12 protein-coding genes are annotated in these 12,868 nt (G+C 42.1%); 3 read left to right on the top strand and 9 right to left on the bottom strand.

The genetic code is table 11. The annotated features are described in order from the left end of the window. Positions 1-12: 12 nt before the first annotated feature. Positions 13-204 (bottom strand): hypothetical protein, encoded by a 192-nt coding sequence (locus COE25_RS10730; protein ID WP_088089707.1) that lies wholly within the window; start codon positions 202-204, stop codon positions 13-15. Positions 205-533: 329 nt separating this feature from the next. On the opposite strand from COE25_RS10730, the gene COE25_RS10735 reads away from it, so the two are divergent. The 3 genes from COE25_RS10735 to COE25_RS10745 all read left to right on the top strand — a co-directional run bounded on the left by COE25_RS10735 (position 534) and on the right by COE25_RS10745 (position 3,718). Continuing rightward, positions 534-1,343 (top strand): N-acetylmuramoyl-L-alanine amidase, encoded by an 810-nt coding sequence (locus tag COE25_RS10735; RefSeq protein ID WP_098932641.1) that lies wholly within the window; start codon positions 534-536, stop codon positions 1,341-1,343. Positions 1,344-1,603: 260 nt separating this feature from the next. After that, positions 1,604-3,094, top strand: a complete 1,491-nt coding sequence (locus COE25_RS10740) for an N-acetylmuramoyl-L-alanine amidase (protein ID WP_098932642.1) — start codon at positions 1,604-1,606, stop codon at positions 3,092-3,094. A 207-nt stretch (positions 3,095-3,301) separates the two neighbouring features. Next, on the top strand, positions 3,302-3,718 hold the full coding sequence (locus tag COE25_RS10745; protein WP_098932643.1) for a VanZ family protein: 417 nt from the start codon (positions 3,302-3,304) through the stop codon (positions 3,716-3,718). A 305-nt stretch (positions 3,719-4,023) separates the two neighbouring features. Here COE25_RS10745 and COE25_RS10750 read toward each other — a convergent pair whose 3' ends face one another. From COE25_RS10750 to COE25_RS10785, 8 genes are all read right to left on the bottom strand, one after another. Next, positions 4,024-5,037, bottom strand: a complete 1,014-nt coding sequence (locus COE25_RS10750) for an SIS domain-containing protein (protein WP_098932644.1) — start codon at positions 5,035-5,037, stop codon at positions 4,024-4,026. A gap of 12 nt (positions 5,038-5,049) precedes the next feature. Beyond that, entirely contained in the window at positions 5,050-6,063 is a 1,014-nt protein-coding gene (locus COE25_RS10755) for an SIS domain-containing protein (protein ID WP_098932645.1), read from the bottom strand. A gap of 217 nt (positions 6,064-6,280) precedes the next feature. Beyond that, on the bottom strand, positions 6,281-7,246 hold the full coding sequence (locus COE25_RS10760) for an SIS domain-containing protein (RefSeq protein ID WP_098932646.1): 966 nt from the start codon (positions 7,244-7,246) through the stop codon (positions 6,281-6,283). A 13-nt stretch (positions 7,247-7,259) separates the two neighbouring features. Then, positions 7,260-8,483, bottom strand: a complete 1,224-nt coding sequence (locus COE25_RS10765) for an MDR family MFS transporter (protein ID WP_098932647.1) — start codon at positions 8,481-8,483, stop codon at positions 7,260-7,262. A gap of 60 nt (positions 8,484-8,543) precedes the next feature. Then, positions 8,544-9,377, bottom strand: a complete 834-nt coding sequence (locus COE25_RS10770) for a TIM barrel protein (RefSeq protein WP_180247482.1) — start codon at positions 9,375-9,377, stop codon at positions 8,544-8,546. 198 nt (positions 9,378-9,575) lie between these two features. Further along, positions 9,576-10,478, bottom strand: a complete 903-nt coding sequence (locus tag COE25_RS10775) for a carbohydrate ABC transporter permease (RefSeq protein ID WP_251033365.1) — start codon at positions 10,476-10,478, stop codon at positions 9,576-9,578. Between the two features lie 5 nt (positions 10,479-10,483). Beyond that, positions 10,484-11,371: a carbohydrate ABC transporter permease gene (locus tag COE25_RS10780; RefSeq protein ID WP_098932649.1), complete on the bottom strand. Its 888-nt coding sequence runs from the start codon at positions 11,369-11,371 to the stop codon at positions 10,484-10,486. Positions 11,372-11,483: 112 nt separating this feature from the next. Next, positions 11,484-12,776 (bottom strand): ABC transporter substrate-binding protein, encoded by a 1,293-nt coding sequence (locus COE25_RS10785; RefSeq protein ID WP_098932650.1) that lies wholly within the window; start codon positions 12,774-12,776, stop codon positions 11,484-11,486. Between the last annotated feature and the right edge of the window lie 92 nt (positions 12,777-12,868).

A 12,868-nucleotide genomic window follows, 5' to 3' on the forward strand; every position in this document is an offset into this window, starting at 1 on the left:
TTTTTATGTTTCCTATTTTTTAGGAAGATCAAGTGCTTGGTACGCCAGTTGATACTTTCCGCCGTCTGCCACTTCTGAATGGTACAATGCCTTTAGGGCAGTATTTTTCTCAAGCCCGTGTTCTACTTTCAACTCTTTTAAACGTGTATGCAATTCTTTATTATCCTTAATTAGCTGCTGCATTTGTGATTTCAAATACTTCATAAGATGATTAACTCCTTTCAGAAACCAAATCCGTTCCCCAAGTATAGCATTAATCAACTTTATTTAAATAAATCATCCCATATTTATTTTCTCTGACCGTGTCCTTTTTCCTGACTTTTTTCTATATAGAGTGTAATAGGAGGTGGCGGTTTCGGTCACTTAAGACCTCTCTTTCTTACCGAAAGGCTGGTACAATTACATTTTCGGTAACTAAGAGAATCAACCGTTGGTGACATCCTGCATTAATTACTGTGACAAGCACCCGAACCTATTGTCGATACTGACATAGCATGTATATATAATCAATTTTTAGAAATGGAGAGGATGTAATGAAGCTTTATTTAGATCCAGGTCATGGTGGACAAGACCCAGGTGCCCAAGGTCATGGATTAGATGAAAAAGATATGACGTTAGCTATCGCGCTCAAACTACGGTCCATTTTACAAAATGATTATGAAAACATTGACGTGAAAATGAGCAGGAGCAGCGACACCACAAAAAGCTTAAGTCAGCGATCGAGTGAGGCCAATGCATGGGGCGCAGATTTTTTCTTAGCCATTCATATCAATTCCGGACCTAGTACCGCTTTGGGCTATGAAGACTTTATATACAGCGGCTTATCTGACACTTCTAAGACAGCCCAATATCAAGATATCATCCATGCCGAAGTCATGAAAGTGAATCAACTGAAAGATCGCGGCCAGAAAAAGGCTAACTTCCATGTGTTACGTGAATCAAACATGCCAGCACTGCTATCGGAAAATGGATTTATCAGTAACGATCACGACGCCGCATTAATGAAACAGTCTTCTTGGATCCAAAAAGTAGCTCAAGGTCACGCCAACGGAATTGCCAAAGCCTTTGGCCTAAAACGGAAACCAATCAATCAGCCGAAACCAGATTCCGGAACGCTTTTCAAAGTAATTGCCGGTTCATTTAAATCAAAAGAAAATGCGGACGAGCGAGTAGACCAACTCAAGGCAAAAGGAATCGAATCATTCGTAGATACGACAAAAATAGCGGGCGAAACATGGTACCGAGTTCAAGCTGGAGCCTTTTCCAATCGAGAAAATGCCGAAGACCGCTTAGCTGAAGTTAAAAAAGCCGGAATCAACGATGCTTTCCTTGTTGCGGAATAAGCAGGCATTTAATGTGGCATTTATGGTATCACAATTATGGTGTTACATTTATGGTGTCAGGCACCAACCGCGCACACTTGTCCGCCAAGGGAGGACAACCCTCTCGAATGATATTACCCCACAAAAGTCCCCCTAATGACAAATAGATAGGGGGTCTTTTGTAGGGTTTTTCTTCTTTAACTGCTCAGATTGAAGCCATTGGATTGGATTTGCCATAACATATATATGAAACGTATTTTAAATGAAATGGAGGAGTAAGTATGAAGCTATATTTAGACCCTGGTCATGGCGGTGATGATCCCGGAGCCCAAGGGAATGGTCTGGATGAAAAAGATATTACCCTAGCTATTGCGCTTAAAATACGAAATACCATCCTAAAGGATTATGAAAATGTTCAAGTTAAGATGAGTCGTACAAGCGATACCACCAAAAGCTTAGCACAGCGCTCAAGCGAAGCCAACGCCTGGGACGCAGACTTTTTCCTGGCTATTCACATCAATTCTGCTGACAGTTCAGCCCAAGGATATGAGGATTTTATTTACAACGGCGCCTCTAACTCAAGTAGAGCAGCCACAGTCCAAGATATCATTCATGCCGAAGTTATGAAAGTGAATCAGCTAAAAGACCGCGGGCATAAAAAGGCCAATTTCCATGTAATAAGAGAAACAAATATGCCAGCACTCCTAACGGAAAACGGCTTTATCAGTAATAAACATGACGCCCAATTGATGAAAGATTCATCCTGGCAGCAAAAAGTAGCTCAAGGCCATGTCAACGGAATTGCAAAGGCCTTTGGTCTGAAACGCAAAGCAACGATGGAAACACCGAAAACAACAACTACACCGAAATCAACTCAATCTAGTTCAACAACTGTTTACACAGTCTATGTCGGATCATATAAATCCAAAGAAAATGCACAAGACAGGATAGCTGAACTGAAAAAGAAAAACATTAATTCTTCAATTGTTACCACTAAAATATCTGGAGCAACCTGGTACCGAGTGAAAGTAGCAACCTATACGACCAACGCAAATGCAGAAAAACGTCTCAAAGAAATCGAAAAAGCAGGATATAAGGATGCATTCATAATTATTGAAAAAGCCAGTGCAACGACTACTAAATCAGCTACTCAAAAACCAACAACAGCAACAGCAAGACCAGCCACAACCACCAGCAAAGAAACGAATCTGAAAGGCGGCACGAACACGAAACCAGATCCAGCTCCAGCCAACAGTACAAAAGAACTCCCCATCATCGCCGACCCCGGTCAATTTACCATTTTCGGTCCGACCTTCCTAACTCCGGAACAGATGAATCAATTTGTGAAAAAGGTCAATCCTAACGCGCCGGAATTAGGTCAATTTTACCAAACATTAGGAAAATATTACGGCATTAGAGGCGATGTCGCCTTTGCACAAGCCATCCACGAAACAGACTATTTTCGGTTTACCGGAGTCGTCAACCCTGAACAAAACAACTACTCAGGGATAGGAGCAACTGGAGGAGACACTCGCGGAGCAAGCTTTGAAAATCAAGAAGAAGGTGTACTTGCACAACTTCAACACTTGTATGCGTATGCGACAGCGAAGCCACTTCCAGATCAATATCCATTGGTTGATCCCCGCTTTCATCTAGTCGACAGAGGATCTGCTCCAACATGGACCGCTTTAAACGGAAAATGGGCTGTTCCTGGTACAACATACGGGCAATCCATTCTAAATCTCTATGAAAAAATGATCCATTCCGGATAATTAATGGCTAGAGAAGCAGCAACTCCAGCATCTTCCCAGATTGTCTCCCCCATTTTCAATGACATACTTGGATGATTTCCCCAAACGAAAGACCTTTTTTATTTTTAGAAGAGGTCTTTTCCTTTGCCAGATAGTTAATTCCGCCCCCTCGTTCCGGTATATTACCGAAGAAACGAGACCACAATGATATAAAAAGGGAGGTCCACCATGCGCGGAATATATATTTTATTATGGGCAGCAGCAATCTTGATTTTGACCTGTACCGCCGATTTTTCTGAATTAATGGCATCTGGCAAAGTCCGCTTTGAGTGGGTCGGTCATCCAAACTTTTCTGAGTTGCTATTCCCCTTACCGCCCGAGCTCAGCCGCGGCTTCCTGCTTCAAAAATGTGGTCATGCCTTTGCCTTTCTCATTCTAACATTTTTACTGCAAACTAAATTCCATTCAAAAGCATTCATTCTAATTCTAGCAATTGCCTTTGCTTTGCTAACTGAAATCCTCCAATTATATTTCACTCGTGATGGAAGAATGTTTGATATCGGATTCGATCTAATCGGTATTCTTTTTGCATCAGGGACAAGGAGTCTACTTACGGTGCACCAATCAAGGCAAACCGGGTTATAATGGAAGTTATTTATGTTAAAAAAGGCGAAAACCAATTAGTTGGTTAACACCCTTGTTAAAAATTTAAATTCATAGCCTTTATAAAAGGGAAGTTCCAAAATGATCAACCCTCGATTTTGATAATCGGTTTACTTTTAGGATTTAACCATTTAATTACCTTCAATAGATCATTTTCAGAGATAGCCGTGCATCCCAATGTATAACGAGTGTTAATTATATACTAACATTAACACAGAATTTATAATGATTTAAATAGAAAAAAGCAGCCCTCAAAGTGAAGGCCGCATTACAAAACAATTATTCTATCAAAATGGCACTTTTTTATAGTATCTCCTGGTTGTTAGCGGGTGGTCCCTTTGTTGTTCTAAATGACAGCTGACTCTCTCAAGTAAAGCCGCGCAGACAATCGGAGAGACAAAACTCCTTAACCCTTCCGAAATGACAGCTAATTCATAATCCTTTGTATCAAAAACCGTTAATTCCTTCGTGTAATGCTCAGCAAAGCGTTCGACTCTCTCTGTGAGCGGACGGGATTTATCCTCCCCTTTTAGTAGAATAACACTCGTATCTTCCTCCACTAATTCCAATGTACCGTGGAAGAAATCGGACGCATGTACCGGCCGTGTTTTAATCCATTGCATTTCTTCTAAAATACACATGCCATAATAATAGGTTTGACCCCAATCGATACCTGTCCCCGTAAGGATATGGTATGGGGTCTCCTTATGTTTTCGGGCAAACTCGGCAGCCCTAGGTTCAACTACTTCCTTTACTTTTAGAAGTGCACTTGGTAAATGCATCATTTCCTCGACAAATTGTTGATATTGCGGGAATTCATTTCGCTTATACATCAAGCGGAACGCTAGTAAATAGGACTGGATATAAAACGATTCACAGGAGGTATCATCTGCCGCATAATTGACAAAGGTATAATCGGTTAAATTCGCTAACGGTGTAGCAGCATGACCCACTAAGCTAATCGTTGTCGCACCCTTTTCCTTACAGAACGCCGCCGCCTCGACGGTTTCTTTGGTGGTTCCAGACAAAGAAGGCAAAATAACTAATGAATCTTCATCTAGATGTTGATGGTCCATCACTATTAATTCCGGAGCGATTTCCGTAAACACGGGTAAAGTGGAATGAGTTTTTAAAATATATTCAGCCGGGTACATGAGGATAGCCGCTCCGCCAGTACCGACAAAGAATACATTTTTCAAACCTCTTTCCATCACCGAATCAATCGCCTGATCAAATTCATACTTAAGAGACAGTGCTCCATTTTGGATTGCTATATATCTTTCCACATCAAAGTTGAACAAACATCCCACCTCCTAATACGCCATTTTACGGTAATATCTGCGAATCTCTAATGGATGATTTCTTTCCCTTTCAAGGTAAACGCTGATTCTGCCTGTCAGTGCCCAGTTAAGGCATACGGCAAAGTGCTTTCTGAATTCGTCACTAATCCCTTCTAATGGATAATCCTTTGTATCTAAGATGAACAATTCCTTTGTGATATTTTCTGCAAATCTTTCCACACGCTCCACCAATGGGCGAGTTTCATCTTCGCCTTTAAATAGAATGACACTTGTGTCTTCCTCAACCAGTTCCAGCGTTCCGTGGAAGAATTCAGCAGCATGGATGGATTTGGACTTAATCCATTGCATTTCCTCTAAGATACACATGGCGTAGGAATACGTATTCCCCCAAAGGTTCCCCGCCCCAACCAGCATATGGTAATCTGTATTTTTGTGCTTAATAGCGAATTGCTCAGCACGGGCATCGAAATCCTCAAGTGCATGAACGATACCTTGTGGTAAAAGGGCAATTTCTTTGGCAAACTGATCATATTGCGGAAATTCATCATTGTTATGAATAAAACGGAAAGTAAGCAATTGCAAATGAATAAAGAACGTGTCAAAGGAATGCTTTTCATGACCAGTTGAGATGCAATAATCAACGGCTTCAGCCAATGGATTGCCAAGTTCAGCCACTAAACCAATCGTTGTTGCCCCCTTGCTCTTACAGAACTCGGCAGCAGCCACGGTTTCTTTTGTCGTTCCAGTAACAGAAGCAAAGATACAAACCGAATCCTTTGTCAGGTGGCGATTATTCATCACAAGGAGTTCAGCCGCAATCTCAGCATGAACCTCCAGCGATGAATTTGACTTTAAAATATACTCATATGGATACATCATCGCAATCGTCCCACCGGAACCGATCAGAAAAATATTCTTAAAACCTTTAGCCGAAATACCATCCACCACACGTTCAATCTCTTCTCTCTTCGCAAGCGCCTCTTGCCCAACTAACTGTAAATATAAATCAACATCAAATTTCAACATCAAACATTACCTCCAAATTAAAATTAGAATTTTTGGGAACTACAAATTTATAGAAACATTTGGTGCCTGACACCATTCATGGACATTTGTCCTCGTGTCACGAACAATTAGGACCATCCCCCAACTGTCCACCCACAGCGGACAAATAGCTAAAGTGTCTTTCTTTGGTGCCTGACACCAACAATGAATCGCACCAACAATGACTCCAACAATGGTATTAGTAAGGCACCTTCCACATGTATCTTCTGGTGGTTAGTGGGTGGTTGCGGGCTTCGGCTAGTTCTTCGGCGTATTGGCGCAGGACGGTTTGCAGGACGAGTGGTGCGATATAGCCTTTGACACTTTCGGCCACTCCTGTTAGGTCAAATTCCTTCGCATCGAGAACAACTAGTCTCTCGCCATATTGTCGGGTGAATTCCAATGAACGTTCTTCTAATGGACGAGTCTCGTCTAAACCTAACAGCTGAATCACTGAAACGTCTTTATCCAATACTTCAAATGGCCCATGGAAATACTCCCCGGCATGGAGGGCGTGGGAATGAATCCACTGCATTTCCATCAGCAGGCAAATCGCAAACCAGTAGGCAATCCCATAATTGGCGCCGCTCGCCATTGTGTAAATCACCTTTTCATCCTTATAGGACCTAGCAAATTCCTTGGCCGAGGCTAAAAACTTTGCTTTCTCTTTTACAAGTATCTGGTCTAAGTTCTCTAAGGAGGCAACGACCTCAGCAAACTTTTCATTTCCTTCTTTAATAGCCAGAAGGCCGAAAACAAGCTCCAACATCACAGCCTGCGCCTCGTTCACAAACTTCGCTTCTTTTCCATCTTCATAAACAATGACATATTCAGATACTTGGGCAAGCGGTGATTCCGCATCAAAGGTTAATGAAACCGTAATCGCACCTTTTTCCCGTGCGAAGCGGGCTGCCTCGACCGTCTCTGGTGTTTTTCCAAAGTGCGAGCACGAAATCACCAACGATTTCTCATTGAGTTTCCGCGGGTTACGATGCACAAACTCATTGGAACTATAAAGATCAGAATCAATGGTTTCACTTTCACGGTCTAATACGTATTTACTTGCATACATGAGGGAAGAAGAGCCCCCGCAACCTACGAAATAGACACGATCAATCGCCCGTTCTTTAAAAACATCCAAAGCCTTTTGTACGTCAGCTAACATTTGTCATCCTCCTTTATTTATGGACTTTTACGGTTGAAATTTCTTTTTGCGTATATTGGAGCCTTTGATATGTACCAAAACAAATCAAGGCAAAACCACAGATAAAAATACAAGAATACAGCAACACCAAGGACCCAAACCCATCGTATAGCAGCCCGCCCAGAAAAGGGCCGATGGTTCTGCCCACATTAGCTGCACCACTCACTAAACCTTGATACATACCTCTTCTATTGAGGGGTGCCAGTCGATCCGCAATCGCTGGCACGGCCGGAAAAATAAGAATTTCTCCGATTGTCATAATCACCATCCCCGTTACAAACCCGCCATACGACTGGCTGTGTGACAGGAGGGCGAAGGTTAACATAAAGAAGATCACACCGAATAAAAGCTGCCACTTGACCGGACGCTTCAGTCGGGCCATGAACCACTGGATCAAAGGCTGCCCAAACAAGATCAGTAAACCGTTGATGGTCCACAAAGCACTATACGCTGACAACGGAAAACCTAACTGGTGCATATAATTAGAAATACTCGTTTGCCATTGGATATACGTAACCCAACAAAACATAAACCCTAAACAAAGAATGAATAACGAATGGATGCTTTGCTTCGTAGGACGCACTTCTTTTTTTGGCGTCAGGGGCGTATCCTTTTTTACAGTTGCTTCATAAACGGGTTCCCTCTCATCAAGAGCAAACCAAACGATGAAAATAAACAGGAGGTAGGTGAACCCATTCACCCAAAAGACGTATTGAAACGAAAACTGGGCCACGATTCCCCCTAAAGACGTACCTACCGCGACACCAAAGTTTAGAACGAGGTAAATAAGATTGAAGCTTTTTATGCCGCCTTCCTTCCACACCACCCCTGCAAGAGCATAGATGGGAGGAAAGATTGTACCTATACCTAATCCAAGTAGAACCATCGAAAGAATATACATCGGCCATGATAGACCAATTGAGATAATGAAAATAAGACTCGCTGATGTTAGAACCGCTAGGAGAAGCGTTCGTTTCCCGCGGATGCGGTCATACAAATAGCCGCCAAGAAAACTGCCAACAATTTCAGCCCCGGAATGAAGCATTAAAACAAATCCCGCTTCAGATAGCGTTTTGCCCATCCCTTGGGTCATGTAAATGGTATGCAAGGGCCAAAGAAACGCCATCCCTGTTGAATTGACCAACATCGCCAGTAATAAAACTTTTAAATTCCTGGGATAACTCCTCCAAATAGACATAGGATAAAACTCCTTTTATCACTGAACTAGTCACCCAATTCGGAACAATTCCCTCCACTTTTACACTAGAAAGGGTGCAAGACTTCGTAACGATTTTTCAACCGCCTGATTTGGATTTATCAAGTATTGAGAAGAAGTAAACTCCAACGTAAGAGCGCGATTGTAATTGTGGTCACCTAAGGTTTTCATGTATTTTTCCAATGGCAGGCTGCCGTCTCCCCAAGCTAAATGTCCACCCGGGTCCCCATCAATAAAGTGGATATGGACAAAATCCTCGCGTAATTCTTCAAAGTAGCTGGCTAGCGCTTCTCCTTCAACCGCAAGCGGATTGGTATCGACCATTCCCTTCAGAGCAGGTGAATGGATGGAATCGAGCATTTCTTTTAGATCAGGCAAAGTATTAATCAGATTGGACTCGATTTTTTGTAATGGCTCCAAGGCCAGAACACTTCCTTGTTTCTCCGCATAGGCGGTAAGCTGCTCTAATGAATCTTGGGTCCGGCTCCAAGCTTCCCGTCTGCTTTCATTGCGGTACCCCCACCCGGCCGTTACTAACACCATCGGGGCTTCTAATTCAAGCGCGGCATCGATTGACTTTTTAAAGTAAGCCACACTTCTTTCACGAATCGCTGACTCCTTTGCAGCAAGATTAATAGGGTACATACACTGTTCAGGTGTAAAGCAAACGACCTCGAGGTCACGCCGGGCAATCTCTTTCTTAATGGCGCGGATTGCAGTTAACGATAAATCCTCCACATATAGGTGCGGTTCTGCACCCCACAGTTCAATTTTTTCAAACTCATACTTCTCCATCGCATCTAAAAAATAGTCCAGCGGATAGTGCAGATAGTGAAAATTCATCCCAGTTATTTGTGACCGTTTGATTTTTCCCATCCAATACCTCCTACGTAGAATGTTTGTTAACATCCTAATATCTACCAAAATAATCATTTGGTATATACCATTCAAACCAATCGTACAAAATCCAAGTAATTTGAAAGCGAATAGGGAAGGCCAATCAACCTTCCTATTCTGTTCCATCACTTTTCAAAAAATCCATCCATTCAACACAGGACTGACTGGGAAGGAAGATTATCCTTTCACACTGCCAGCAGACAGTCCGCGGACAAATTGCTTTTGGAAAACGATATAGGCAATAATCATCGGCAGCGCTGAAATGGCCAATCCTGCCAATTGAATCCCAAAGTTTGTATTCAACTGGCTTCGCAAATTCATCAGCCCAACTGGAATGGTCCTCAGTGCTGAATCTTCCACAAATACTAACGCGAACATAAATTCATTCCACACGTTCATCCCTGTTAATAAAGCACACGAGGCAATGATCGGTTTACCCATCGGAACAATAATATGCCAATACACCTGCCAAATATTACACCCATCAATAATGGCTGACTCCTCAAGCTCTTTAGAGATGGATAGAAAATAGGACCGCATTAAGAAAATCGCAAACGGCAATTGAAACGCAACATATGGAAGGATTAACGCCCAGTAGGTGTTGTAAAGTCCAACCGCCTGCAGCAATTTGTACAGTGGAATTAAGCTGACCTGCGGTGCCAGCATCAAACCACTTAGGATGAGCAGCAGAAAAATGTTCTGCCCCTTAAACTGAAAACGACTTAACCCAAAGGCGGCCATCGACCCAAGCAGTAACACCGATACGACGGAAGTGACTGTTATGAACACACTGTTTAGGAAAAATTGACCAATCCCTGCATCCCATGCTGCCTGATAATTTCCCCACAGCCATTCCTCTGGCAACGACCAGGTATTCAAGAAGAAATCTGCATTTGATTTTAATCCACTCAGGCCAAGCCAGATAATTGGATAGATGATCACCAATGAAAAGATCCCAAACCACACAAGAACAGCAGATTGGAAAATTCGATCCTTGACCTTCCTGACGGTAAGCTTTGTACTTCCTGTCCCGATTTCTTTCATTTCATTTGTTTTTACTACTGGCGGATTATTTTCCATCGCCCTTACGCCTCCTGTCCTGATTTGCCTATTTTCAGTTGAATTAAGGAGAGGGTTAAGGTTATGACAAAGATAATTGTCCCAATCGTGGATGCATAGCCCATTTCATCATTTCGGAATGCAGCCCGATAAAGCATCGTGCCTAAAACCTCGGTTGAACGACCAGGTCCCCCATTGGTCATCACATACACCTCATCAAAAACCTTGAAGGCACCGATAACCGTAATCACCGTACCGACAAGAATCATTTCCTTCATTTGTGGCAAGGTGATATAAATGAACGTCTTTATCTTAGAAGCGCCATCAATCATTGACGCTTCATAATATTCAAAAGGAATTTTTTGCATGGCAAGCAAGAAAAGCATCGTCATATAACCGGTATACTGCCATTGCGAAACAGCTACAACCGCATAAATCGCCGTCTTACTGTCACCCAGCCAAGATAAGGCCCATTCTGATTGACCGATCGCTTTTAACACCCCGTTCACTAAACCAACTTCTGGATTATAAAGCAGCTGCCATAACAACCCAACAACAGCAATCGAAATAACGGAAGGGATAAAAAAGACGGTCCGGAAAAAGGGCTGAAATCTTCTAATCAATTTATCTTCTAAAACCGCGGCAATAATTAAGCCCAAACCTACCTGAAAAACTAACGAAATAACCGCGTACAGAGAATTATTTTTCAATGCAGTAAAAAAGATTGGATCCTTGAAAAGTCTGCCATAATACTCTAAGCCAACAAATACTCTTCCAGCCTCAAAGGAATTCCACCGAAACAAACTGTTATAAAGATTTAATACGATCGGTAAAAATACAAAAAACAGGATGAAAAGGAGCGCTGGCATAATAAATAGTATAGCGGTTCGACTGCTTCGAAATGTTTTTGTCATCCCCAACTCCTCCTAGGAGGGGGTAAGCAGTTCCCTGCCTACCCTTTCTCAATAATTAAATGTATCGTGTCTTAACTTTGAAAACTGTCTAGCTGTGGCGCTTTCGCTTTTCTTATTCCACTTCACTTTGTACTTGCTTAGCTACTTCTTGAACTTCTTTGATAATTTGTTCTGGGGTTTTTGACCCGTCAAGCAACAGCTGGATATTGGATAAATACACATCTGCTACCTTGGCATGGACGTCTGTGTCGAGCCATTCGGCCATACCTTCCGCCTTCTTCATGTAATCCACACCTTCAGCTACTTCCTTCAGAGCCGTATCCGGGTTAGTGGCCCCATCAATCGGACTTGGCCAGCCAATTTGCTTCACAAGCTTCAAGGCATTTTCTTTACTTGTTAAGAACTTCAAGAATTTAATTGCTTCTTTCGGATGCTTGGTTTTCGAAGAAACGATAAATCCATCCGGTGCACCAGTAATGAAACTTTGACTGCCCTTACCCTCTGCAATGGACGGCATTGGGAAGAAGCCCCAGTTTCCTTTCATATTATTCTCGACCGTTTGGAACTCTTCTAATTCCACATAGAAGATCGCTCCCTTACCAGCTGCAAATAATTGTTGTCCCATATCATGGGAACTAGAATTAACATTCTTCATAAAATAACCCTTTTTATTCAAATCTACTAACATTTGCATCGCCTTCACATAGCCAGTATCGGTGAACTCTCCTGATTTAGGATTATAGTCTTTCATTCTCACATCCTGTGCAACCATCTTTTGGTTTAGACCTGTTAAGTAATGGATCGCTGCCCATGGGCTTTGGTTTCCGAGAATGATCGGTGTTTCTCCGCCCTTTTTCAGGGTTTCCAACACTTGTAAAAATTCATCCCATGTAGTCGGTGCCTGCAGTTGATATTTATCAAAAATCTTCTTGTTGTAAACAAAGAACTTTCCATTGAAGCGAAGAGGAATACCATAATTTTTTTCGTTGGATGTGAAAGGTTGAAGGGATGCCGGAATAAAACTGTCCTTCCAAGCGATATCTTCATTTAAATACGGAGTCAAATCTAAGGCTGCATCAGCACGAACGAATTTTCTGGCAAATTCACCTGACCATGAAAACATAATGTCTGGAACTTCGTTACCGCCTAAAATAACACGGAGTTTGTCTTTAATCGGTTCATCTGCAATCGCTTCCATTTTAATTTTGATATCTGGATTTTCTTTTTCGAATGCTTTGACTACTTCTTCAAAATAAGGAGCGTATTCTGGCTGCGGCCACTTATGCAAAAATTTTAATACGACTTTTCCCGAGTCCTCATTGGTTGAAGAAGAACTAGAACATCCCGTCAGGACGAGCGCGAACACCAACAGTCCTGCTAATAAAACGTTTATTTTCCTTCTCATTTCATTAACCCCCTTATTTTTTAAATGATTAACCAGTTAAAATCCTTACACCTCCCTGCCCTTATTCAATGGTTTATATTTCAATCCCTTTT

The organism is Bacillus sp. AFS031507 (assembly GCF_002584635.1).
Taxonomy (GTDB): domain Bacteria; phylum Bacillota; class Bacilli; order Bacillales; family Cytobacillaceae; genus Neobacillus.